The following is a 26,018-nucleotide window of genomic DNA, read 5'->3' as shown; positions in this document are numbered from 1 at the left end:
TAACGAAAGGAAGTTAGATAGATGAAACTAAGTGTATTGGACCAAGCGCCTGTCACGACAGGAAACACGGCTGAAGCGGCTATGCAAAAAGCAGTGGAACTCGCGGTTCTCGCCGACAAATTAGGCTACAGCCGGATGTGGATGGCGGAGCATCACGGCTCCGGCGCATTTTCCAGCTCCGCTCCCGAAGTCACTGCCGCTTACCTAAGCGCCAAAACGGAAAAGATCCGAATCGGCACCGGCGGCGTGATGATGATGCATTATTCGCCTTTGAAACTTGCGGAGGTCTTTAAAACATTGAGTGCACTGGCGCCAGGCCGCATCGATTTCGGCGTGGGACGTGCTCCGGGCGGCGACCACAGTTCCATCTACGCCTTGTCCCAAGGACGCCGAACCATGACGGACGATATGTACGGAAAATTCGACACGGCCCTGAAACTGATCAACGACGAAACGCCGGAAGACAATATGTACAATAAAACCATCGCTTCCCCAACCCATATCCAATTACCTGAAGCCTGGCTGCTCGGTTCAAGCGGCAACAGTGCACTGGAAGCTGGCCGAATGGGTGTCGGCTATTCGTTTCCCCAATTCTTCAACGGCGGCATGACGAAAGACATTTTAGATTCCTACCGGGCAAATTTCACGGCTTCCGCTTTCATGGAAAAACCCGAAATCTCGGTATCGTATTTGGTGACAACAGCTGAAACAGCCGAAGAAGCAGAATACGAAGCATTGCCGCAGGACATTGCGCGCCTCATGTTGATGAAAGGCCGCATCATGCCCCTCATGACACCTGAAGAAGCACAAAACTCTGCGCTCTCGGAAATGGACCGCATGCAGATCCAGGCAAGCCGCAAACTCCATTTAGTCGGTTCCGCCAAAGACGTAGCCGATCAATTGCAGCGGGAGCAGCTTGAATACGGTTTTGAAGAAGCCATGATCTGCAGCATTCCGCACTCCCAGGAAAAACGGTTGGATGTTTATCGGTTGTTGGCGCGGGAGTTATTTTAAACGTGACTCAAATGAAAAAAGCAGTACGCGGCCGCGTACTGCTTTCTTTGTCTCACTTTCATCTTCCAGCGCTTGAATTCTCTCTAAGAAGCTTACTCAAGTACGCCTTCTTCTACAGAAACCTCCAGCAATTCTTTCAAATGTCCATCAATCTGGCCGTGATACCCTTCCCCTTCGCCGCCGAACAAACCAAAATGGCCGGCGATGCTGTTGATCACTCTCAGCTCACTGTTCGGAATCAGCTGTTGTTCGGGTTCACAATCACTCGGCGGGAAAAACATATCGGTATCAATCGGCATGACATATACCTTGGCTTTAATGCGGCCTAGTGCTTTTTCCAAGTCCCCATCAGTCAAACGGCTGACGTCACCCCGCTGCCATTTCCAAGCCATCGTCAATAAGGCATTGGGGTCCATCATCTGGAAAAACGGTTCAAGGAAACCTTGCACCAGTTCTTCCGCAGTCTCCACACCGAACAAGACCCATTTTTCCTGTTTGAAAAATTCCGGAGTAAAGCCCATCACGGCCCATATATCGGCATGGCGCTTCAACCCTTCTGCCACTTCTGTATGGGAGGCGTATTTTCCGCCCTTCCATCCCGGATCGGACGTGATGGCATCCATCAATGTCTGTGTAAACAGGAAATCATGGATCGTGTTTTTCGCCGTTCCGGCAATCGGCGCCGCCCGTTTCACCATATCCGGAAATCTGACCGCCCACTCATACGTTTGCTGGGCACCCATCGAACCGCCCACCACCAGTGCCAGCTCTTCAATCCCGAACTTTTCTGTAATAAACCGGTGCTGCGCTATGACATCATCCCCGATGCGGACCTTCGGAAAATCGCTCATGCTGATAGGGTCAGGGCTATTATGCGGCGAACTTGAGAGCCCGTTTCCAATCTGGTTGATGACGATGATGAAGTATTTAGTTGGATCCAGTGCCCTTCCTTCACCTATGTAAGCTTCGTAGTCTTTGCTGGTACCGGAAAACCAGGTGGGGATCAAAATGACATTGTTCTTCTGTTCATTCAATTCTCCATGCGTCGCATAAGCCAGTTTGCAATCCGGTATCCGTCCCCCTTCTTCCAATTCAAAATCTCCTAAGTCATAAATCTCGTAAGGCCCTTGGTTTTCTTGTGAATAAAATTGATTTTCAATCATTGCACATACCGCCTTTTCTCAGGATTTTTTTTGGTCGGAAGCAGGAAACTGTTTCGCGCAGGAGCTATCTTTTTACTTCCTTATTTTCATTATACGTGAGTTCCAATATAAGTAAATACAGAATTTTCTAATATCTATATAAGTTGAACTAATGATTTGTAGGAGCCGAGATTCCGTAAAACAGCTACGCTTTCCAGCGGGCTCGCGCCCAATCCTCCTCGTCCGCTGCGCTCCCTGCGGTGTATCGGTCGTCTCGCTAAGCCGCAGGAGTCTTCGCTGTTTTACTCCATATCTTTAGCGTTTTTTCTCAGAGTCGAAGTGGTATATAAAATGCTATTTCTTTAGTTCAACTTATATAAGATTAGAATTCGCTTCCCATAGAATATAATAATTACCTTATATCCAACGGTTCTTAGATAATAACGAAATCGCATAATGAAATCATTAAGTCGTAATATTATCGTTTTCGATATTTGTTGAAAGATGGCGATATTCGCAATTGCCATCAACAAAAAAGTAACCGCCTTCTCCCTGCCAGGATTGTAGGTGGTTACTCTTTTGCTTAAAAACATCTTCAATTTGGCCAGCCGCTCTTATACGGCATGCGCTGCATCAGCCGAGTGTTAACGCACTCGGTCTTTTTTATGTCTAAATTATAGCATATTAGGTTTTAGATTCTGTTACTTATAGTGAATTCAATTTCGCTTTCCAGGGAGCGGCACAATCATTTCGAATCAATCTTGCCCAACTCATCAAGCAGCGCCTTCCGTTTTGGATACATAAACTTCAACTCTTCAATCAGCCCCGCTGCAGCTCCAGACCCCAGTGCCTGTTGGAAATCTTTGATTTTTTGACAAGCGCTCCAGTATGCCTTGCGGTTGGAAGCCCGTTCGATCAGGCGGTAGATATAAGCCGTATAGATTCCATTCACTTCGTGCGGATAATCAGCTAGCAGGTGCGGATACAAGTGCTCGATTGCAGAGACATCGTTCCGGCAATGATCTAGCAGCTCTTCCAACCTCTTTTCATCAATAAGAATTCTAAGATACAAAGGCAGGCTCCGTGGACTATTTTTCATTTCGGCAAGGAGCGCATCCCGCTTCTCCGGCCATTGTTCTGCACTCACCAAACCCTTCAGCTTAACGTAATACTCTTCCTCGCCTTGCAGCGCAAACTCAAAGCCGAGGTCGATCATTTCTGCAGTGCTGCCCAATCCTTCGTAAGCTGCAAAACGCAGCTTTTTCCAGTCGTGTAGAAGCCCCGGTAGGTTCGCATCCAGCCCTTCCGACTCTTCACACAACCGGATCACTTTTTCAAATTCACTCGCAACCAGCGCCTGCAGGATCTGTGATTTGCGGATTGCCGGATAGCGGTGGAACTTCACGTAAAATGCTTCGACCAATTCCTGCTTGCCTTGCTGCTGCAACATCGCCAGATGGTAAAGGTGGAACTGCTCTTCTGTATAAGCGTACGTCTTGTTTTGCATCTCGTCACTGGCAATCAAATCAGCAATAAAATTATATAGCTTTTCGGTGAAATCGCCTCTTTCATTCCATTGCAGGACTGCTTCCACCAGATAACTCGCTGCATCTGTAATGTCCTGTTCCAGTGCGAAGAGGATATGCGGATAGAGCAAGATGAGTATACGGTCGACAGTCGCTTCGTCCAATTCTTCCGGCCACTCCGCCAGCGTTTCGTCAACTTTCTCCAAGCTTTCGTAAATCGCTGAACTGATGTCCCCGGATGAATCGTCCGCCATTTGCAGGATACCCGTACACTCCTCAATGACAATCAAACTGAGGCGGATAATCCTTTCGGCATCGTGCTGCAAATTCAATCCATCTATATATTCGAGGACTTCCCACACCCCTTCAAGTGCCTGATCCGTCCGTCCCCACTCGATAAACCCGCTGCGGCTGGCTCGGTTCACCGACTTCCGGATGATCCGACGCGCCTTTTCCTCATTCATATCACTCGAATCGGAGAGTTTCTCTGTCAAATAGAGGTGGACGGATGGCTGTTTCTCCACCAGCTCCTCGAGGATTTCCAACAGCTCCGCTTTTTTCAGCGCCTTTAATTGCGTCAGCACATCCACTGCAGACGAACCGTTTTCTTTTTTATGTTCTCGGATCGCCAGACACACCGCCACTTCATGTTTGCACAGCGAATCGGATTCGAACGGACAGGTACAGTAAGAACCCACAATCGTGCCATCTTTCGTCAAATTGATCGACACTTCGTAATCCCGGGTTCCCGCTACCCGCGCATGCCAGCGATTGGGCGCATCTTCTGTCAACTGCTCCACAAAGTTCTGCTCAAAATAATCAAGGCCGCGCTTATAGAGCTTTGCCGGCACGTAGGGTTTCAAATTTTTTAAGTTCATGAGAATTCCCCCTGAATCGATTATAACCTGTAGGGGTTCGAGGTTGAATAGGACATTTTTTTCGGGTAAGGATGAATAAAATGAAAAATCCACACCCGAAATGCTGACGCAGCGGGTGTGGAAATTTATCGAATATAATTTGCTTTTTAGTGGTTTATTTAATGTTATTGAATTCTTCTTCTGTAACCTGAAGTTGTTTCTTCAAAATTTCTTTCCATAGATGCCCTTTAACTTCACCAGTACCTCTTGATACCTTGGTTCTTTTAATAGTGCCGTCTTCCATTACCTTCATAAAATAGATGTGATGACCTTTTTTCTTGTATTCTTCCCATCCATCTCGGCAACAAAAACGTTCAATATCTCTGAAACTAGGCATCTATCAAAGCCTTTACTGCCTCAGTATCAGACTGAGCCATCACATTCATCAAGTAAGGGAAGTGTTTCTTACGATTGGGAGAATTGCTATACAATGTAAATTGAGCCATATAATCTTCTGCATAATCCGCCAATGAATCAGCCATTAGATCAATTACCTCATCTTTGGTTTCCGCGTTCTCAACCAAATCAAATCCTTCTAATGTCATAGTTGTACTATTGTCTTCTTCTCTGGTAAATTCTGCTTTAAATCGAAAAGAGTCAAAAGCTGCTTTAAGTTGTTCGGAACTCAGAGCTGCCCATTCGTCGCGGCTGCGCTTTACAAAACGGGGACCTACTCGAATGACATCATCATTGAATTGCCCCCAATTCTTGCGGACATCGGTAGCATTAAGAGTCGATAACATCACCATTCCTCCTTTTCTTATATATTAGCACATAACGTACGTTACGTACATAATATACACATCTATATAGATAGGAAGTTCATTTTTTCTACTATTTTTAAACTCACTGGATATGGCTTTTTCTCCATGTTATTGTTACCAATAAACTGAATTGGGTTTAACACACAGGGACCTGATTTCGTCTATGCGGCTTCCTTCATTGAATCCTCTGGAATGACTAGGTTCAATACAATAGCAACAAAACAGGCGATTGTTATTCCAGATCCGCCAAACAACAACTTGATAACTTCTGGGAACGCGTTCATCGCATCGGGTACTTGACTTAATCCGAGTCCAAATACTAAAGATAATCCAATGATGATCTTTGCTCTTTCATTTAAAGGCTCTGACGTCAATATGTCTATTCCTGTTAACGTAATCTGAGAAAAGATAATGACTGTGGCACCGCCAATAACTGCTGGTGGCATGGTAGATACAAGCGCTCCAATCTTAGGAATAAGACCAGCCAATATTAAAAATGCAGCGCCAACAGCTACGACATATCTGCTCATTACTTTTGTAAATGCGATCATTCCTACATTTTGGCTAAAAGATGTATTTGGCAAAGAATTAAAAATCGCTCCCAGGGAAGAGGTAAAACCATTTGCTATGACTGAGCCGGAAAGCTCATTTTCCGTGGGTTCTCTGCCTGCTCCCCCAGTAGTCATCGCTGTAACATCTCCAACTGTCTCAACAGATGTCACGATAAACATAATTAACATAGGGAGTATAGCTCCCCAGTAAAATTCCATGGGAAAATAAAAGGGTTGTGGAACTGAAAACCAGGTAGCTTCTCTTATTGCTGAAAATTCCACCATCCCCAGCGGCAAAGCCACCATATAGCCAATGAAAATTCCTATTAAAATGGAGGATGTTTTCGCCATTCCCTTTGCATATCTATTTAGAATGAGCACAATGGCCAATACCAGTAAAGCCACCATCCAGTTTTTAGCTGATCCAAAATTTTCAGATCCACTTCCTCCTGCCATCGATACAATACCTGTAGGCAAAAGCGACAAACCAATCGTAAGCACTACTGTACCTGTTACAATCTTTGGAAAGAATCTTCTTAGTTTCTTTATGAAAAATCCTAAAGTGCCGCCAAATAACCCCCCTATAAGACTTGCACCCAATAATCCTGATATGCCATAGGAGCTTGCGATTACGATATTTGTAGACAGAAACCCAAAACTAGTGCCCATAACTACTGGGAGTCGTGCTCCGATCATCCATATTGGGTAACATTGGATAATCGTTGCAACTCCTGCCATGATCATTGCACTTTGAACCAGTATCGTTAAATCAGTTCCTGTTATGCCAACCACACCTGCGATGATGATAGGGACAGCGACATTCCCTAAAAACATTGCAAAAATATGCTGCAACCCTAAAGGTATGGCTTCTGTTAGTGGAGGTACACCATCCACATCGTATTTATTTGTATTCTTACTCTTCGTGTCTGCTCCAACTATTTCTTTCATAAAACACCACTTTTCACTTTTATTTAGATATTATTCGATGCAAGTAGTAGACAACTGAACTTTATATTAGACGTTGTCGTCAGCCTCGATCTCCAATATTTTTTTCACTGCATAATCCGCGCCTCTTTCTCTTGAGATGTTTCTCCAATGCAGTAAATTGTCCTTAGAAGCCTCTTCTAGATCATTAAATGCCTTTGCTAATTCTTCTGTGCTGAAATTATTCGGATCCAGTACTCTCCCTAAATTATTCTTCTCAACATCATATGCAATATTAAATTGATCGCTGGAAAATGGTAAGATGACCATCTTTTTCCCATGGTACATAGCCTCTGTTAAGGTGTTGCATCCACCATGAAAGACAACTGTGTCTACATACTGCATAAGAGCTATTTGAGGGATAAAACCTTCGATTATTGTATTGGGCGAGCTGTATTTCTTAAGTTCATCCGCATTGCTGCCTGCAGAAACGATCAATAGCGCATCAGGATTACTTTCTCTGGCCGACAGGATGAGTTTTTCAAGTACGTCTTTTCTGTTCGATAAAAAAGTCCCTAAACTGATCATGATTTTCTGTTCTTTCGTATCTATTTTTTCCATCCATTCTTCATCTAACGAAACCGCTTCAAATGAATTCCCGATAAATAGTTCCTTCGGATTTTCTTCATTTTTTTCAATGTCGTTGAAATCAAAATAGTTGTAGATCACCGCTATTTCAGAGACTAAACTGAACGCATTGCTAATTTTTTTAATCGACTTATTTTCAACGATAATACTATTGAAAACTTCAGTAAATTCCCTTTGTGTTTGGGTGGAAACCTGCTTTAACATCTTCAAATCTTCTTCCTCGACCGTTATCGCCTCAGGCCAGCTTTTGGGTACATTAAAATACCTTCCTTCTTTTGGAATGGTATTGGGATGAGGCGGACAAAATGTCACAAAAGGCAGCCCTAGAAAATACAAGCTAAGCGTAACCGAGTATGACAATATATCGACCACATACAGATCAACATCCATGGCCTCATCTATGAACTTTATCTTATCGATAAGCTGTTGCGGATTATAAAGCATATCAGCCTTTCGGTGGCGGGATTGGGTAATCAGTGTTTCTACTGCACCTTTTTTTGTCGACTCAAAAAATTCTTCCAATCTGATTCTCTCGGTATCCGGTTGTATTGCGTGTTCACCTTTCCCGATATTTTTATTTGAATTTATATCGATTTCATAAAAAGCCAAATTCTCTTTTAAGATTTTTTCCTTAAATTCGATACTGCAGCCAAACGTCACTTCTGCACCCTGTTCTTGAAAACTTTTGGCTAATACGAGCAAGGGGTTAAAATGCGAATAAAAAGGCGGACTGATAACAAAGATTTTCTTATATTTCATTTTCTTTTTCTCCTTCTAAAGACAAATAAAATGACACAAACTCATGTGAGATCTTTTGAATAGAAAAGTTTTCATCCACTGTTTTTTGTCCTGCAGCTTGAATTTTTTTCACTGCGTCTTTGTCGATTTTAGAATCATACAGATGTTTTTCCGTTTCTTCGGCAATCGTTTCCCCATTGCTTGTGTCGATCAAAAATCCATTTTCCCCATTTTCCATATAACTTTTAACTCCACCTTTTATCGGGCCCAGGGTTAGGAACCCTATCGACATCGCTTCCAAAATAGCGATGCCAAACTCTTCTTTTACACTGGAGCACAGATAGATGTGAGGATAGTCAAAGTCTCTCTCAATAATCTCCCTTTCAAGCAGTCTTATATCCAAGTTCGACATGGCACCTTTATGTATGAACCTGTCTTTGAATTGAGGATGCTTTTGTAAGAAATTCTTGAAAAATTCCATCACCATTTCTTCTTCTTTACTCGGTCTCTCCAAGTCTCCACCAATTATGAGAAGATTATGGGTTTCCGAAAGCTTGGAGTTTGACCAGGCTTTTAAAAGTTCCATCTGCCCTTTTAAAACAGCTAATCTCCCGACGTTTAAGATGACAGGTTTTTCAAAAAAGCCTTTATTTGTTTCATTCCATTCGATAAGGCGATTTGAATAGGCAGCGATGGCCTCTCCATCAATTGATTGGCCTGTTTGTATGCCTTCACCGATCATTTCAATTTTTCCATTTACAATGTCATCTTTAAATTGAGGGAAATAGACCGCAAGTTCTGTTTTCACATCTCCATTCCCTATGCCAACGATTCCATCGCTTGTGCGGATTAATTCGTCGCCTATTTTTATCTTGTTCAGTTTTTCAATAAGCTCGTTGAAACCAAGTTCTTTTAATTGCCCCAATCCATCAAACATGTTTCGGTGCGGGTCTGGCGTTAGTGTAAAGACAAGTTTACTATTTAAATCCTTGCTTAGATGAGCCACAGCTTTAGACGCGTTATCTAAAAATCTGATATGAAAGACATCGGGCTTTATTTCTGACCGATTTAAATAATTGGCTATCTGTCTTTTTATAAATAACTCTCTTTTGATGAACTTGTCCCTTACAGACTGATCTAAATAGATTGGCAATCTGATAAATACGTGTTTATCTCCATGAAAGCTTATAAAGGGCTTGTTTAATTCTTGAGTGATCGTAATCGTAAATACATGGGAGATGCGGCTGTCTTTCGAGATCTCTTCACCCAAACCTTTTAATAATACGGCTAACCCTCCACTATTCCCTTTCCCGCTATCTTCAAAATCCCCATAGAACATGGCCTGCAAAATTGAAGTGCCTTGCTTTTCAAAGGCAAAATCTGTCTTGAGAAAGTCCATATAACTATCAAAAAACACTTTGTTTTTCTCATTTCTTATATGCTTCTCCACAAAGGATTGATCAACAGTCTCCATTGGATACAAATTCATCAATAAATTGATTCCTTGGATCTTTATCCCATCAGGGTAATCCAGGGTCAATAATTTGTATATAGCATCTTTAAATCCCGGTCTTTTAAAACGATCCATATAGTCCAGTAAGATAGAAGTGATCTCTAAATCCAGTTCGTATTGCTGAAGCATAAATAAGAGATCGTTATCACCTAAAATGTCGATACCACATTCAATACAAATATCCAAAACGTGATAGAGCTTTTGACCATCGTACTGTTGGTTCAATAGTACGTCTTTTATTTTCTTCTCTACTATTTGCTTGATCTCATCATTGAACAAGTTTAAAACCGCATCTACTGTAAATCGGTCTGTAGAGGAATGCTCTCCCAAAAACGAGATCAATTCATCTATTTCTTTTTCACCTAGTTGCTTGTTCAGCTCCAGTTGCTTTATCGTTCGAATTTGCTCGACCACTCTTGCTTCATCGGAGTTTATCGCCTTACTGTTATTTATGTACTCATTTAAAAATTGGAGAGGATAACTATCATTACTTTCATTGTCATAAACACGATTTCTGAACTCAATAAACTCATTCATTTTTCATCCCCCGATGCCTTCAGTGTATTAGTTTCTTCCTATTCTATACCACAGGTGTTGCTACTATATACGCAGACGCTTCTTCATTCTTTTTAATAAAACGAAAGATGCCAATTAATGTCAAAAATTTTGAAGCAATGAGGTGCAAATATACTCCTTTCCTTATACATCATTTCTTTGTACTGTATAGTTAACTAAGCAATTAGATATAAAGGATACAATCTACTTTCCTCACTCCTTCAGGCCATTTACTGAGTGCGGGACAATAAAAAAACACACCTGCCAGGTTGATTCAGCAAGTGTGTAAATATAGTTAGTAACCTGAAATTTGTTCGGCATAATAGCGCTATTGGAGTTCCGCCATTCAGCTAAGCTATCCATCATTTATGAACAGCCGTAATCTCTCCCATCAATCCAACCCAGTCGTCTCTCTTAAAATCATACAATTCCAGTTCTGTTTTTCTCAGAACCAGGTGGATGCTGTCGAATTTCTCGTCCGATCGGAACCTCCACCAGCTTTTCACTGTTGATGTCTTGGTGCCTGGCTCATAATAAGTCAATGTGAATTCGGGATCGATGATGTCGTCTACCCGATCAATCTCTATATGATTATGCGGGAAATCAATATAAAGGCCAAGCGCCGCTTTATGAGGCGTAATGGACCCAATTTTATACGCCGAGTGCGCGTCCTTCTTCTCAAGTGCGCTACTCCAAGGAACCGGATTATCGCTCAAGATCAATATCCGGCCGGCCTCATCGGTTTCAATCCGGCAATTCGGCAAACTGTTAAATACTTCTGTCATCTCGTTCATTTTTTGTTCGACCATCTTGTTCATTTTGCTATCCCATTCCTTTCAACTCATCTATCAACCATGAATGCTGCATTTTCTGCTAGACAAGGCATACCGTTTATTTTTCTGTTCCACTACCTGTTATTCTATCACGTCCCGCTGATTGCTCCGTGTTTAAATTGTAGCGTACTGTCAAAATCGCTTAAAATTGTTTCTTGCACGGGGACACTTTTTTGCTTGAAATGCGCCGATTAAGGATATAGTAGCTGTACAAGCTCTTTTCCGTTCGGTATCACCTGTTTTTTTTATAAGAACTTTTCCTATACTCGATTTTATTGCTTCACACGGCACTTGAAACTAAATCGATCAGCAGGCGTGATACTCATTAGGAGGTCTCTAGGATGAACCCACAAATCTTAATCGTCGGAGCTGGCCCCACTGGCCTGGCTCTTGCCTATAGCCTGGCGCGCCAAGGCGTGCCGTTTCGGATCATCGATAAAAACGCAGGAACCGGCACAGCGTCACGTGCACTCGCCGTGCATGCGCGCATATTGGAGCAGTACGACCAACTGGGTCTGGCCGAACGCAACATCAAGCGGGGGCATCCGATTTTGTCGCTGGATGTCAGTGATGGTAAACGAGTGAGAGCCACGGTAAAATTCCATAAGTTGGGCAAAGGGCTGAGCCCGTTTCCGTTTATCTTGAGCTTGCCGCAAGACGAACACGAAGAAATTCTCGTGGACGAATTAAATAAAATCGGCGTCGAAGTCGAATGGAACACCTCCTTGCTTTCGTTTGAAGACACAGGAGTTGGCGTGAACGCCGTGATGCAGCAGCAAGGACAGCCAGAAGAAAGAGCGGAGTTCGCCTATTTATGCGGATGCGACGGAGCCGGCAGCATGGTCCGGAAAGGACTGGGACTCGACTTTCCCGGCGGCACGTACAAGCATTTATTCTTTGTCGCGGATATCGAAACTGAGCAGCCGGTAGACGATATGGAAAAGATGGACATGTACATGGACAATGACGGCTTTATGCTGTATATGAACGTCCGCAACGCCAACACCAAACGAATCCTTGGCATTGTGCCCGAGGAATTCAATGAGCGCACCGATGTCCAATACAGTGAAATCACCAATTACATCGAAAACAAAATCCGTGTGAGCGCGGCCAAGGTCAATTGGTTTTCGACCTACCGCGTCCATAACCGAGTCAGCGAGCGATTTGCCAAAGGGCGCGTCTTTATCCTGGGCGACGCCGGCCACCTGCACAGCCCGACCGGCGGACAAGGCATGAACACCGGCATTGGGGACGCCATCAATTTGGGTTGGAAACTCGCAGCGGTGGTTCAAGGCAAAGCTGCTCCTGGCATATTGAGCACTTACGAACAAGAGCGCATCGCCTTTGCACGCCGGTTGATCGCGACGACCGACAAAGCGTTCCAAACGATCGTCAATCAAAAACTGCCCGGCACGTTGCTGCGGGAGTATGCCGTACCTTACGTCTTGCCGTCCGTATTCAAATTTTCCTTCCCTTCAAAAAATGCGTTTAAGATCTTGTCTCAAATCCACATCAATTACCGCAACAGCCTCTTGAGCAAAGGCAAAGCCGGCAAAATCTACGGCGGCATGCGTTTGCCGTGGATCGAAACTGACATAGGCGATAATTTCATGCCGCTGCGCTCAGTCGATTGGCAAATTCACATATACGGCAAAGCGCAGCCTGAGCTCATCGACTTTGCCCGTTCGCAGTCGCTCCAGCTCCATGAGTTTGCATGGGAAGCGAAGATGAAAGACGCAGGATTCAAGCAAGATGCGCTGTACCTGATTCGACCGGATGGGCATGTCGGGCTTGCGACTGAAAAGCAGTGGCTGCGTGTGTTGAAACTGTATTTGGAGACTTATGGGATTGTGCCTTTTGGAGCTGAGTGAGGCAGAAATAATAAAGGCCATACTTATAAATTTTGACCGGTCAGCTTCATCGGATTTTTCGAAAATCCTATGTGCATAGGACTCGACACTACAGAAAAAAGAACCTTGAAAGTGTCAAGGTTCTTTAAAATATATATTAAGCATTTAATTTATATTGCGCTGCTTCACCATACATGCCGTTTTCAGCTGTTACATCATTCAATTCTGCAATAATAACCTTTGGTCTGGAAGGACCGATTATGGTAGAAATATAGCTGACTTTAAATGTGTAAGTAGCTTTTTTGCGGAAGTTTCGATATTCAAGCGAATCTTCTGTAGTTGTCCAATAAACAATATTGCCATCTCTATCTATTAAAGCGATCACTCGATATTCGTCGTTTATAAAGCAAGAAACAAACTCAAGTTCCTTAGTATATTTCTTCCCTTTTTCAAATCCGTTCACTTCTTTGATTGCAAGCACCATCGAAATACACCTCATTCCATAGTGGTATGCATTTAATATAACAGAACTTATGTTCGATTACCAGTAAAAACATTAAAAAATTAGAATATTTAAATAAAATATAAAGGAGCGTCAAAATCATTCCTAGCGCAAGCCATTCATAATGCGCCTACTCCATAGTCGAGAAAAATAGTAGGAGCAGGATTCAAATAAGAAAGCCGTATCTGTTAACCTTTAAGGCTACGAGATACGGCTTGTTCTTAATGCAATTGTAGTTAATCCACTGAATCCTTTTGACACAGAGGCGCGTTTTCATTCATCTGCTGCAGTAATCTTATAAATCACACCGCCATCAGTGATTGCAATAAGCGCGCCATCCTCGGTTACAAGGATATCACGGAAACGTTCGCCTTCATCAGTTAATAGACGTTCTTCTCCAACGATGGTGTCACCTTCAATAACGACACGTGCAATATAGCTCGACACTAAACCACCGATGAACAAGTTGTTCTCCCATTCAGGAATTGCGTCGTTATCATAGAATGCCATACCACTTGGTGCACTTGTTGGATCCCAATAATATCTTGGTTCAATAAAGCCTTGCGCTTCGTGTTCTGAAATTCCATCATTGATTAATTCACCAGTGTACTCGATACCATAAGAAACAATCGGCCATCCATAATTATTGCCTGGTTCAACAATATTCAGTTCATCCCCAGCTTGTGGACCGAATTCAACAATCCATAAGTCTCCCGTTTCAGGGTGGTAGTCTATACCTTGAATATTACGGTGACCGTAGCTGTAAATACCATCCAGTGCTTCTTCATCTTCGATAAATGGATTCGACTCTACTGCTTCTCCATCTTGTGTAATGTGAATGACTTTACCTAAGTAAGCATCCAAGTCTTGTGCACGTTCGCGAATTGGATCATCTGAACGCTCACCAGTTGTTAAGAATAGGTTGCCATCCTCATCAAAGATAATACGTCCACCATAGTGTAAGTCACCCTCATATGCCGGTTCCGCCTGGAAGATTACTTCAAAACCTTCAAGTGAGGCTTCATCTTCTGATAAAACACCTTTACCGACAGCAGTTACAGTACCACCTTCGACATCTTGAGAAAATGTTAAAAATACCAGTCTTGATTCGTCAAAATCAGGTGCAACGGCTACATCAAGTAAACCACCCTGACCTTCGCTATTTACTTCTGGTGTACCTTCGATTGGTTCTGAAACAGCGAACTCATTAATGTTTACAATAAGAAGTTCTGCTGTATCTCTTTGCGTAACAAGTAAGCGGTTGGGTTCAAACTCTGCCATCCCCCAAGACACGCCAAGACCCTCAGCAATAACTTCCTCATTAAGCTCTGTTTCAGTCACTACTGCAGGTGCTCTTGTTTGTTCTGGAAATGCCGGTTCAAACTCAGTAACTTTTGGTTGAGTTTCTGCAGATTCTCCGTCTGTACTTTCCTCAGTGCCTTCGTCAGTACCTTCTGCTGTTTCAGGGCTCTCGTCAGCACTCTCATCTGTTGTAGCATCAGAATCATCCGTTGATTCTTGGTCTGAAGTTTCATTATTGCCACATGCTGCCAAAGCCAATATAAAAATGAGCATGGCAAGTAACATGAATCTTGACCACGAAATTTTCGTCATCGTTTTTCCTCCCTTTTCTAAGATATTTAACTGAATAGATATTAAAGTTCATTTACCCGAAACCCCGTATTAAAAATGGGTTAAGACTTTCATATCCTAACTAAAAACATGAAGCTCCTTTGAAAATAAGGTTATCATAATTTTCTGAAATAAAATAATAATATTACTTTTTTATGACATCCAACAATTTTTTGTAATAATGTCTTATTAAAAGACAACAACGCCTTTTGTGATGTATGAAGCCTGTCTTTTTCTCGTATTCCCTGCATGGAGTAATGCTTCGCCGATGTTGCGTACATATAGATCTCCAATGCTGCCGGCAGCCATACCCACCATCTGTGTTGCAGTGCCTGAGTCTGGGTCGCATAAGAAAACAATGTTCCAAGAGGCGGGTAGTCTTCAGGGAAACCGAAGCCGAGGAAAGACAGCCCTGACTCTATGCCAATATTTGCAGCGACTGATAATGTTCCGTTTGCGATGGTGATACCCACTAGGTTCGGCATCATCTGTGAAAATATGATTTTGATTGGGTTACTCCCCGCGGTTCTTGAAGCATTGATCCAATCAAGCTCTTTCTCCTGTAGTGCCAGCGAACGGATCAGCCTTGCTGTTACTGGCATTTGAGGAATGTAGTGTTTGGCAATTAAGGGAATGCATGAATTACCGCATATTCAACGCTTTATACGGAGTGGCGGGTATGATAAGCTCGTGTGCTATGCAAAGTCACATAGCGCATTCCTTTGCGTGAAATCGTACCCGCAGAGGCTCCGTGTCAAGCGACATAGGGCAGAGAATTTATACATCTAACCGAATATTCTTAATTGCCATTATATACATTTCTTATCTGCCAAATACAGCCTTGCCTTACCCATCCACAGGAATAAAGCCATAATTGCACTGAACTTCCAAATATCATTATTACCAGCAGTCCCCAATTCCTCCCTGTGCTCAAAACAATCATGACTACTTAGCTTTTTCAATGTTAATGTAAAAGAAATCCGCTCTACCGTTGAATAGGCGGATTTCTTATGCAGGTTTAGTGTATAACTTGAATTGTGTTTGACACAGGGACGCTTTTTTTTTTTACCTACTTATTAAAATCATACTTCTGCTTCCCATGGAATGACACAATCCCCAAACAATTTATATCAATAAATAAAATGAAAAAACCACACCTGAAATGTTGAGGCAGCTAGTTTGGCTATGCAATTGTAGTGTATTGTCAAAATCGTTTAGAATTGCTTCTTTACCTGGGGCGTGTTTTTAATGTAAAATTTTGGAATTAAATCGATATAATAATGAGGGAGATGTGCAGGGGTGAAACAAAGGGATTAGTCATTAATGAAAGCCTATATTCCCTTAGATTCCTTACACTTTATAATATTATTGAGGCACTAAGTAAAGGGGTGGTAAGCATGAATTCAAATTCAGAACGCAGGATATTTAAGAAATGCGTTAGTCCTGGCTGCAGTTGAAGAAGCTTCAGATCCTGAATACTACTGATGCTCTAAGGCTCACCGTAATGAACGCCTCTATTCCTGATGGCTCGACTCCGAAAAATATCAATCAATCCGAGAGTATGATGTATCAAACTATGAAGAAAAACCTTTTACTACACATCCTGAGACAGATAAAACTGATGAATAATTCTTATGCAAACCGCTCACACTTTCGTCTTATGGAAGTGTGGGCGGTTTTATTGAGTCGATTTGTATTTTTTGGCGATTCCTACTCTACTTGCTAAGCAAACGTTGGTTTTTTGCTACAGTAAAAGAAAATACCAAAAGAGAACTTTCATGCTGCAAATCACGTACACTCCGCAATTTGCCGGCGACTACCTGGATCTTGATGAATTATCCGAAGCGCTGCATGCCATTGTAGGTGACGAAGATGAGCTCCTGGATTACGAAACAGTCCGGCTTCGCGTACTCACTTAGCTTTTTCGATTTTTATGTAAAAGAAATCCGCTCTATAGTTGAATAGGGCGAATTTCTTATGCAGTTCTATTGTATAACTTGAATTGTGTTTGACACAAGGAGGCGGTTTTCTACGATGGGACGGTTTTTTCTATGCACGTTGATGCAAATAACACGCTAACTGAAGTTGTAAGGCATCATCTGCATTTTTCAACGACAACCCCAAAACTTCTTCTATTTTTTTTAGACGTTGATAAAGTGTGTTGATATGAATATGCAAAGTTTCTGCCGCTTCTCCCACCGAACGATTCTTTTCAAAATAAACGAGAAGTGTTTGTTCCAACATGCCGCCTGAACGATCTATTTCGCTCAATGGATTAAAAATATCTGTTAAAAACTTACTAACTTCTTCTGTATTTCGACTGGTAAATAAACGGCTAATTCCGATATCTGTGTAACGGACAAGCTTGTGATTAAACTTGCCTGCAAGTGGGTTAGTTAACGCAATTTCCGCTTCCCGATACGATCGCTCAATCTCGCTGTAGGAATGAATCAGCGACCCAATTCCACCATTCAACGTATAATCATTTCGTCCATCTGCTCGATACACTAACATTTCATTCAATTGTCTTTCGAAGAAACTGAGTTCTATAGCTCCCGCTACGCCAGCGAGTAAAATGACTTTATTTTGCCAACCAAACACGGTCTGTACAAGTGCGCCTGCTGCGGAACGCAACTCCGCAATGATTCGAAAAATGTGCGCTTCAAGTTCTTGAGGATCAGAGCAACCTGTCACTTGTAACACTGCCACGACAAATCCTCCAGAATCTCGAATCCCGAGAGCCTCTGCTTTTTCATTGAGCAACTCCGGATCATTAGTGTGAAGTAATTCGTCAAACAAATCTTGTTGATTTTTATAATAAAATGCCAGCACATTTTGTTTTTGAACGCGTTCCAACGCAAGTACTGAACTTCCTTGTTCGAGTGCCACTTCACCAAGACGCCTTATAGTTTGTGGCGACTTCGCAATGAGACAGCCAAGCACAACAGAACCTGAACGAATTGGATATAAGACATCGGCTTCTTTTGTATTGAGTTCGATTCTCTTCGCATGAGATTCTTTTTGAATGATGCGCAATAAATTACTAAAGGATAATCCTTTCGGAAGCATGGACATAGTCGGAACCATTTCATTTGTAAGCAAATCAACAAACACCAAAGGCTGTCCTACCATTCGACTTAATTCCTCTACCATTTTTTCAGTCCCCATATTGCGAACCGATAAATCCGTCAATGTCGCATGGATGGCATCTCGCTGCATTAAGGTATCATTCAATTCCCGGATGTTTGCAAACTGTTTGGCATTGCGAATGGCGATGCCTACTTGTGTGGTAAAGATTTGTAGCAGCCATAAATCTCGATCGGTTAAAACATATTCCGAATGCATCTGTCCTAAATACATGACACATTCAATACGCTCTTCTACCACAATAGGGTAAGCAATCACCGACCGAATATTCGTGATGTCTTCCACTCGCCTTCCCCACCGTTGTTTGTTTTCTTTCGAAATATGCTTTACTTCGCCAAAATCCAAATCACTGGGATCTTTAATTAACACTGGGGTCCCTTGTTCAAAAACATGACCAACAGGACCTTCTCCGACTTCAAACTCCATATGACGAATTTCTTCGTATCGATAGCCTTCTGATGCTTTGCAAACGATTTTCTTTTTTGTTTCATCATATAACCAAAGCGTTCCATAATCTGCATTTGTAATGACCTCTAATGTATGAGTCAAAATATTGGAGAAAACTTGTTCTAAATTGAGCGATGCAGTTGTATAACTAATGCTATCCACAATTTTCGCCAGTTTGACACGTCCTGTAACATCGACGAATTCGGCATATCCTTTATAAAAAAAATCAAAAAGCAATGCTAAATCATTTTCGCTAACTTTACGTTTTTCAGTAAAAATGAGAAAGATACAGTAATCATCTGCATATGTAAATTGAACTTTTTGCTCAGTATCCTCAAAAAAAGTTTGAATGGCTTCTCCTCGAACACTCTTCAAATTAAGCGGATCCATTTTGGTTGGATTCATCATCTCCTCTAATTGGTCGGACTCTCCTTTTCTTCTCCATACCGAATAAGGCAATTCGAACCCCATCCGATGATATAGAGTTGCGATAGAATTACTCATAGCTTTACACTCCTTCTAATAGAGAAACCTCTATTGCATCTACTGTAAATATAGAGAATCCTACATTGTTCTGTCAATCTAATTCATATAATATTCAATTTAGATAGAATATTCAAACAAATATTCAGGAGGTGCCTCATGGATTTAGATAAAAGCATGATCGGAATTGCCAGCGAACCATATAGTGCAGTAGTCGAACAAGAGCATGTAGCGCAATTTGCTCAAGCGATCGGCGATGACAACCCGGTATATGTAAATGAAGCGTATGCAAAAACAACCGCGTACAAAGGGACGACTGTCCCTCCTACTTTTTTAGTGGCACTGGGAAGCAATGCTAAGTTTCCCCTTAAACTCGATTTCAAACGCATGTTGCATGGAGAGCAGGAGTTCATCTACCACCATCCCGTACGAATCGGCGATAAATTAGACTGCACGATGACCGTGACGGATGTCTATGACCGAGTTGGGAAAAGCGGAACGATGCAATTTCTTGTACTAGACACAAATATGACAACAGCAGATGGCGCACTCGTAGCCGTTTCTCGGAATACCATCATTTATCGGCAAGCACAAAAGGAGGCGAAATAAATGAGAGCGATTACAATCATTTCTTTTTCAGAACTCCAACCAAATGTCGCTCTTCCTTCATTTACAAAACCTGCAGTGACAAAAATGCAACTCGTTCAGTACGCACAAGCTTCTGGCGACTTAAACCCACTGCACACAGATGATGACTTTGCCAAAAGCATCGGAATGGATGGCGTTATTGCACACGGCATGCTCATCATGGGCTTTCTTGGACAATACGTCCAAGAAATTGCTGGAACTGAGTCTCTTGTTCACCAGTTCAATATGCGCTTCGGCGCCATGACAAAACCTGGCGATGCCATTACATGTGGTGGCGTTGTAAAGCAATTGACTGAAATCAATGGACAACCGGCAGCGGAACTCGAGTTATTTGCAGAAAAAGCACCCGGAGAGCGTGTTGGCACAGGATCTGCTGTTCTTTTATATACAAATCCATGCAATTAATGAAGGAGGTCCATACATGGCAACTTATTCAAATCAATGCGCAATCGTCGGAGTCGGCGAAAATAAGCGCTCACGTAAATCAGGTGCAACTCCACTTCATATGGCACTCACTGCAGCACGTAATGCGTTAGCAGATGCTGGCCTTGAAGCAAACGATCTTGATGGCATTATGAATTACTCTACTGGTGGTGACTCGTGTCCTTCCCATGAACTAGCAACGTTTCTTGGTTGTCATCCTAAATACGTTAAAGACGTAAGCGGTGGCGGTAGCAGTACAGAATTACTGATTGCTGATGCTGTTGCATTAATTGAAGCAGGCATGCTGAATACTGTCTTGATTTACCGTTCAATGAATGGAAGTTCGGGTCACCAAGTTGGACGTGGATATGATCCAAACATGCTACAAGAAATGCTTCCAGGTGGTAGTTTCCTGATGCCTTACGGGACGGCGAGTCCTACACAATGGTTTGGTATGTTCGCGACGCGTCATATGCAGCAAACAGGCATCACGAAAGAACATCTCGGTCACGTATGTATTAGTTTTTATGAACACGCACAACGAAATCCGGATGCATTCTTACACGGAAAACCACTCGATATGGAAACGTATTTAGCGACTCCTGACATCAGTTCACCATTTAATATTCATGATTGCTGTGTCGAATTAGATGAAGCAAATGCGATTATCGTAACTTCTGCAGCGAATGCAAAAAACTGTAAGTCGAAGCCCGTGTTTATTGCCGGCATGGCTCCTCGTACGACTCATTCCAACGTTCATTACTGGACTCAAGTAGATGAAGTTGCATCCGACTACGCAGCCGCAGAGTTGTATCGTTCCGCAGGCGTCAAACCAGAAGACATTCAAGTCGCAGCGATTTACGACTGTTTTAGTTGGGTTGTTCTTCGCCAATTAGAAGCATACGGATTCGCCAAACGAGGTGAAGTCGGTGATTTCGTCGCTGCCGGCAACTTGAAAATGGGCGGTCTACTTCCTTCGAATACAGCGGGCGGCATGTTATCTGAAGGCTACACCCACGGCATGAATAATGTATTAGAATTGGTTCGTCAATTGCGACATGATTATAAAGAAACCAATCGCCAAGTGAAAAATTGTGAGCTAGGGATAGCAACGGGATGGGCTGGTCCTGATATGGCCGGTGCGATGATTTTACGAAACTAAAGGAGGCATCTTGATGAGTACAAAAACTGAGTATGAAAAACCAATTCCATTAAAAAACGGAGACAACCAACCGTATTGGGATGCTGCAGATCAACACGAATTGAAATTACAAAAATGTGCAGCATGTCGTTCATTTATCCACCCACCCGGGCCTGCGTGTCCTACTTGCGGGAACCCTGAAACGGAATGGGAATTGCTCGGGTCGGATATTTCGGCAACTGTTTATTCATACGTTGTGTCATATCGTCCCTTCTTACCCGGATTCCAGCACGACTTGCCAACAATTATTACAGTAGCGTCACTCGATGCTGCTCCCGAAGTAAAATTGATGGCGAATATTATTAATTGCGACGCGAAAACTGTGAAAATCGGCATGCCACTCAAAATGACGTGGGTAGATATTACCGAAGATCGTGCGTTACCGCAATGGGTATCCGCAAAAGAGTGAAACGTAAATTAGCCTTACTTCTAACGATGAAACAAAACGAAAGGATGTGTCTCCATGGATTTTACATTTACGAAAAAAGAAGAAAAGTTTCGCAGCGAACTACGTGGATGGCTTGAACAAAACCTTCCCGAAGGTTGGCTAAAAGGAAATCGCAAACTTCCTGAAGACTCAAAACTTTACTCTCAATTTTTACGTGACTGGCAACGCTCCCTTTACGAAGGTGGTTGGGCTGCCATTGCTTGGCCGAAAGAATATGGCGGACGCGACGCAACATTAATAGAAGAAATCATTTATCACCAAGAAATGGTTCGCGTCCAATCCCCTCCTCTCATTAACTATATCGGGATTCATATGGTCGCTCCGACTTTAATGCAAATGGGAACGGTTACACAAAAAGAAGAATTTATCGAGAAAATTTTAACTGGTGAGCAAGTTTGGAGCCAAGGTTACTCGGAACCAAGTGCTGGCTCTGACCTTTCTGCGATCCAAACGACGGCTGTGAAAAAAGATGATAAATGGGTGATCAACGGTCAAAAAGTCTGGACGAGTTTTGCTCATGTCGCAGATCGCTGTTTCCTTTTAACGAAAACAGAAAAAAGTGAAGGCAAACACGACGGCATCACGGTATTCCTTCTGGATATGAACCAACCGGGCGTTGAAACAGTTCCCATCGTCCAAATGGACGGTCACCAAGAATTTAATGAAGTTTACTTAACAGATGCGATCGCAACTGACGCCGATGTGGTTGGCGAAGTCGGCAAAGGCTGGAAAGTTCTTATTGCGCTGATGTTGCACGAACGCTCCGGTATTGCGGCTCAGGTTTTCACACTCGAACAACAATTTAACCGCGTTGTGGAAATGGCCAAAGCGGTACAAGTATGCGGTGTTTCTTTGATTGAAGATCCATTTGTCGAAGACGGACTGGCCGATTTATACACACGCATCAACGGCGCCAAACTAAACTACTATCGCAACATTACACATACATTAAAAAATGGCAAACCAGGTCCTGAAAGTTCGCTCGATAAATTACTCGTTAGCGAATTGACGAAAGAGCTCTTCGACTTTGCGATGACGATTCAAGGTCATGCCGGCGTTCTCATGGCAGAAGAGGCATTGTTTGATTCGGATATGCAGGCTCAATACCTCGCTTCATTCGGCGCAACAATTGGCGGCGGCACAAGCGAAGTGCAGCGCAACACGATTGGTGAACGCATTCTCGGACTTCCAAAAGACTTGGGACGATAACCGTTAGGAGAGGTGAAGAAAATGGATTTTGCATTAAATGAAGAACAAGAATTGTTTCGTACAGCGATTCGTAAATATATGACGGATCTTGGCAAGACAGATATTGCACGTTCAGTAATTGATGGCAAACTGGAAGTCGTTACACGCGTAACAGCAGGGTTTGCAGAAATGGGGATTTCTGCGATTCCGATTTCAGAAGAGCAAGACGGCCTTGGACTTGGCGCACTTGACCTTGTTCCTGTTTTTGAAGAGACCGGACGTGTGCTGTTGCCGGGCATCCAACTTGAAACAATCGCTTTAGCCGTACCGTTAATTAACAATTACGGAACGCAAGTACAAAAATCCAATTTGCTCTCAAAAGTCGCTATAGGAGAAAGCACCATCTCTGTTGCGTGGTATGAACAAAACCGTGGACTCACGCCAAAATCATTTAGCACCATTGCAGGGAAAACGACGAGTGGTTACGCCGTAACAGGAACGAAAACACTAGTTGCTGTATTAGGAAATCCTGATTTCTTTATTACAGGCGCACAAACAGCTGAAGGTAAGTCACTATTCCTCATTAAAGCAAGTGATGTCGCATCACGGAAAATTCTTTCTAGCATTGATGAAACGCAGCAAATCGCACAATTGACCTTTGATCAAGCACCTGCTGAATTACTTGGTGAACTCGGTGAAGCAACTCAAATGTTGGATGATGCACTACTCCATTTCAACGCGGCTCTCTGTTCCAGCATGGTAGGTGGAATGGATGAACTTGTTCATACAACTACAGAATATGCAAAAATTCGTGTTCAGTTTAATCAACCCATCGGTAGATTCCAAGCGGTCAAACACGGCATTGTTAATATGAAGCTTGATTTAGAAACAGCGCGTTCTCTTTCTTATTACGCAGCATGGGCTGTAGAAAATGATACGGCAGATAAACAAACAGCTGTACATAGCGCTCGATCTTTTATTTCAAAAGCTTACATTAAAGCAGCAGCCGACTCCATTCAACTTCATGGTGGGATTGGATTTACAGAAGAACTCGATGTTCAACTTTATCTAAAACGTGCGCGTTATTACGAAAACTATTTTGGTTCTGTTCGCGACTCACGCAAAAAAACGGCACACTCACTCGGATGGCACACGAAATCTACCAAACAAACTCCAGTACCTGTTTTTTAAAAACTATAGATGTTGAATTAATGATTTTCACTTGCCGATATTCCAAAAAACAGCTGCACTTTCCTCGGGCTCGCGTCCAGAGACTAGGCGGAGCGATGAGACGAGTGGCCTTCTCGGCTCATCGCGGGAGCCCTGCCCAAAGCGACCGAAGCGGGATATAAAAGGATAGTTTTTTAGTTCAACTTATATAGCTAAAGTCAAAGTAAAGTTTAGTTAAGAAGGAGAATACCAAATGACCGTATCAACAGATTTAAAAGTTTATAAGAACTTAATTGGCGGCGAATTGCGTGATGCAAGCGGTGGCGAAAGAATTGACAGTATAGACCCTTCTACCGGAAAAGTATGGGCAGCCATACCTCAAAGTTCCCAGGAAGATGCCTTATCGGCAGTTGCCGCAGCCAAGCACGCTTTCCCGGCTTGGAAAAAAACAACAGCGGAAGAACGGGCGGCAGCTTTACGAAAAGCCGCTGAACTTATCGGCGAAAACGCAGAAGCTCTGGCAGCTCTTGAAACACAAGACATCGGCTGGGTCATCCGAGAAACGTCATATGGCTTAATCCCCGTATTGCAGCAAGTTTGGTTTAACGCCGCAGCTGGTGCATTGGAGGCAAATCGCGGCCAAACCGTTCCGCTGCCATCTGCCAGTTTCGGTTATACGCTTCGCGAACCGTATGGAGTCGTTGTCGGAATCACACCATGGAATGCTCCATTATTTACGCTTTCAATCAAAGCCGCTAACGCCATTGCCGCAGGAAATACCGTGATCATCAAACCGTCTGAACAAGCTTCCGCTTCCTCATTGTATTTAGCAGAGTTGTTAAAAGACGTTTTTCCCCGTGGAGTCTTTAACGTCATCTCCGGATATGGAACTGAGCTTGGTGACGTATTAACGAGTCATCCTGACGTCAATAAAATTAGTTTAACGGGATCCGGCCGGACCGCTTCGACTATTGCACGGGCTACAGCGGACAAACCGAAGCCGCTCATTTTAGAACTCGGCGGAAAATCTGCCAATATTGTCTTCGAGGACGCAGACATTGATGCAGTCGCTGACGCAATAAGTACGTACAGCATCTTTACTGGCAATTCCGGACAGATCTGTGTCGGAAGTTCCCGCCTACTCGTTCACCGTGCCATCTTTGATAAAGTCGCGGAAGCCGTTATTTCACGATTAAAAAACCCACAGTATAAAATGTACGGGCCTACACTGGACCCATCGACCACAACCGGACCCATGGCCAATAAATCTCAATTTGACATCGTCCGAAACTACATCCAAGTCGGACTGGATGAAGGCGCGGAATTGCTTTACGGCGGCCGATCCGGAGGAGCTGAAGTAGCGCCTGATCATAGTGAATTAGCAGAAGGCTACTGGATTGAGCCCACATTATTAAAAGCGGAATCCAATACGCTACGCGTCTGCCAGGAAGAAATCTTCGGACCCGTCGCAGTGATGATTCCGTTTAACACTGAAGAACAGGCATTAAACCTTGCCAACGGCACAGAATACGGCCTCGCTGCAGGTGTTTGGACAAAAGACTTGAGCCTTGCGCATCGTATGGTTTCCGCGCTCGATGCTGGAAATGTATGGGTCAATACGTACGCACGTGTCGGACCGGAACTTCCATTTGGCGGCACGAAAAACAGTGGCTTCGGTACAGACTCCATTGCGGATTATTCCCGCGAAAAATCTTGCGTGATTGAATTAAAACTCTGAAACAGGCGGTGATCAG

22 protein-coding genes are annotated in these 26,018 nt (G+C 43.1%); 10 read left to right on the top strand and 12 right to left on the bottom strand.

The genetic code is table 11. The features are described 5' to 3' along the window. Positions 1-21: 21 nt before the first annotated feature. The gene (locus tag QMA04_RS09950) at positions 22-1,014 is read left to right on the top strand and encodes an MsnO8 family LLM class oxidoreductase (RefSeq protein ID WP_290185510.1); all 993 of its coding nucleotides are present in this window, start codon (positions 22-24) and stop codon (positions 1,012-1,014) included. Between the two features lie 92 nt (positions 1,015-1,106). Here the strand turns inward: QMA04_RS09950 and QMA04_RS09945 are convergent, their stop codons facing one another. From QMA04_RS09945 to QMA04_RS09910, 8 genes are all read right to left on the bottom strand, one after another. Beyond that, positions 1,107-2,177 carry an alpha/beta fold hydrolase gene (locus QMA04_RS09945; protein ID WP_290185508.1) on the bottom strand — a complete coding sequence of 357 codons (1,071 nt, stop codon included), beginning with the start codon at positions 2,175-2,177 and terminating at the stop codon, positions 1,107-1,109. A 724-nt stretch (positions 2,178-2,901) separates the two neighbouring features. Next, entirely contained in the window at positions 2,902-4,560 is a 1,659-nt protein-coding gene (locus QMA04_RS09940; RefSeq protein WP_290185506.1) for an SWIM zinc finger family protein, read from the bottom strand. A 154-nt stretch (positions 4,561-4,714) separates the two neighbouring features. Continuing rightward, positions 4,715-4,936 carry a type II toxin-antitoxin system HicA family toxin gene (locus QMA04_RS09935; protein WP_290185504.1) on the bottom strand — a complete coding sequence of 74 codons (222 nt, stop codon included), beginning with the start codon at positions 4,934-4,936 and terminating at the stop codon, positions 4,715-4,717. Beyond that, positions 4,929-5,342: a hypothetical protein gene (locus QMA04_RS09930; RefSeq protein WP_191716308.1), complete on the bottom strand. Its 414-nt coding sequence runs from the start codon at positions 5,340-5,342 to the stop codon at positions 4,929-4,931. The genes QMA04_RS09935 and QMA04_RS09930 overlap by 8 nt, the downstream gene beginning before the upstream one ends. Positions 5,343-5,524: 182 nt before the next feature. Then, on the bottom strand, positions 5,525-6,862 hold the full coding sequence (locus QMA04_RS09925; RefSeq protein WP_191716309.1) for a uracil-xanthine permease family protein: 1,338 nt from the start codon (positions 6,860-6,862) through the stop codon (positions 5,525-5,527). A 66-nt stretch (positions 6,863-6,928) separates the two neighbouring features. Then, positions 6,929-8,245 carry a glycosyltransferase gene (locus QMA04_RS09920; protein WP_290185501.1) on the bottom strand — a complete coding sequence of 439 codons (1,317 nt, stop codon included), beginning with the start codon at positions 8,243-8,245 and terminating at the stop codon, positions 6,929-6,931. After that, positions 8,235-10,274: a glycosyltransferase family 4 protein gene (locus tag QMA04_RS09915; RefSeq protein ID WP_191716311.1), complete on the bottom strand. Its 2,040-nt coding sequence runs from the start codon at positions 10,272-10,274 to the stop codon at positions 8,235-8,237. Before QMA04_RS09915 ends, QMA04_RS09920 begins: the two co-directional genes overlap by 11 nt. A 380-nt stretch (positions 10,275-10,654) precedes the next feature. Further along, positions 10,655-11,110, bottom strand: coding sequence for a hypothetical protein (locus QMA04_RS09910; protein WP_290185498.1), 456 nt, complete (start codon positions 11,108-11,110; stop codon positions 10,655-10,657). Positions 11,111-11,466: 356 nt separating this feature from the next. Between QMA04_RS09910 and QMA04_RS09905 the strand changes: the two genes are divergently transcribed. Further along, positions 11,467-12,996 (top strand): FAD-dependent monooxygenase, encoded by a 1,530-nt coding sequence (locus tag QMA04_RS09905; protein ID WP_290185496.1) that lies wholly within the window; start codon positions 11,467-11,469, stop codon positions 12,994-12,996. 136 nt (positions 12,997-13,132) lie between these two features. Here QMA04_RS09905 and QMA04_RS09900 read toward each other — a convergent pair whose 3' ends face one another. From QMA04_RS09900 to QMA04_RS09890, 3 genes are all read right to left on the bottom strand, one after another. Next, on the bottom strand, positions 13,133-13,459 hold the full coding sequence (locus QMA04_RS09900) for a hypothetical protein (protein WP_290185494.1): 327 nt from the start codon (positions 13,457-13,459) through the stop codon (positions 13,133-13,135). 291 nt (positions 13,460-13,750) lie between these two features. Continuing rightward, a complete protein-coding gene (locus QMA04_RS09895; RefSeq protein ID WP_290185492.1) occupies positions 13,751-15,091 on the bottom strand; it encodes a PQQ-dependent sugar dehydrogenase in 1,341 nt (446 codons plus the stop codon). 134 nt (positions 15,092-15,225) lie between these two features. Next, positions 15,226-15,711, bottom strand: a complete 486-nt coding sequence (locus tag QMA04_RS09890) for an ABC transporter permease subunit (RefSeq protein WP_290185490.1) — start codon at positions 15,709-15,711, stop codon at positions 15,226-15,228. 1,176 nt (positions 15,712-16,887) lie between these two features. Here QMA04_RS09890 and QMA04_RS09885 point away from each other — a divergent pair. Further along, the gene (locus QMA04_RS09885) at positions 16,888-17,028 is read left to right on the top strand and encodes a DUF6904 family protein (protein WP_191716316.1); all 141 of its coding nucleotides are present in this window, start codon (positions 16,888-16,890) and stop codon (positions 17,026-17,028) included. 130 nt (positions 17,029-17,158) lie between these two features. On the opposite strand, the gene QMA04_RS09880 is transcribed toward QMA04_RS09885, so the two are convergent. Continuing rightward, positions 17,159-19,207, bottom strand: coding sequence for a helix-turn-helix domain-containing protein (locus QMA04_RS09880; RefSeq protein ID WP_191716317.1), 2,049 nt, complete (start codon positions 19,205-19,207; stop codon positions 17,159-17,161). Between the two features lie 138 nt (positions 19,208-19,345). Here QMA04_RS09880 and QMA04_RS09875 point away from each other — a divergent pair, with 138 nt between their 5' ends. The 7 genes from QMA04_RS09875 to QMA04_RS09845 all read left to right on the top strand — a co-directional run bounded on the left by QMA04_RS09875 (position 19,346) and on the right by QMA04_RS09845 (position 26,002). Further along, the gene (locus QMA04_RS09875; RefSeq protein ID WP_191716318.1) at positions 19,346-19,795 is read left to right on the top strand and encodes a MaoC family dehydratase N-terminal domain-containing protein; all 450 of its coding nucleotides are present in this window, start codon (positions 19,346-19,348) and stop codon (positions 19,793-19,795) included. Further along, a complete protein-coding gene (locus QMA04_RS09870) occupies positions 19,796-20,239 on the top strand; it encodes a MaoC/PaaZ C-terminal domain-containing protein (RefSeq protein ID WP_191716319.1) in 444 nt (147 codons plus the stop codon). It begins immediately after the preceding gene. 16 nt (positions 20,240-20,255) lie between these two features. After that, a complete protein-coding gene (locus QMA04_RS09865; RefSeq protein ID WP_191716320.1) occupies positions 20,256-21,419 on the top strand; it encodes a thiolase C-terminal domain-containing protein in 1,164 nt (387 codons plus the stop codon). 13 nt (positions 21,420-21,432) lie between these two features. After that, entirely contained in the window at positions 21,433-21,867 is a 435-nt protein-coding gene (locus tag QMA04_RS09860) for a Zn-ribbon domain-containing OB-fold protein (RefSeq protein ID WP_191716321.1), read from the top strand. 54 nt (positions 21,868-21,921) lie between these two features. Continuing rightward, a complete protein-coding gene (locus QMA04_RS09855) occupies positions 21,922-23,115 on the top strand; it encodes an acyl-CoA dehydrogenase family protein (RefSeq protein WP_290185484.1) in 1,194 nt (397 codons plus the stop codon). 21 nt (positions 23,116-23,136) lie between these two features. After that, positions 23,137-24,285, top strand: a complete 1,149-nt coding sequence (locus QMA04_RS09850) for an acyl-CoA dehydrogenase family protein (protein WP_191716323.1) — start codon at positions 23,137-23,139, stop codon at positions 24,283-24,285. Positions 24,286-24,517: 232 nt separating this feature from the next. Then, positions 24,518-26,002, top strand: coding sequence for an aldehyde dehydrogenase family protein (locus QMA04_RS09845; protein WP_191716324.1), 1,485 nt, complete (start codon positions 24,518-24,520; stop codon positions 26,000-26,002). Positions 26,003-26,018: the final 16 nt, after the last annotated feature.

The organism is Planococcus sp. APC 3900 (assembly GCF_030407735.1).
GTDB lineage: Bacteria > Bacillota > Bacilli > Bacillales_A > Planococcaceae > Planococcus > Planococcus notacanthi.
Note: the sequence above shows the minus strand (reverse complement) of the source record. Positions and strands in the feature narration are given on the sequence as shown.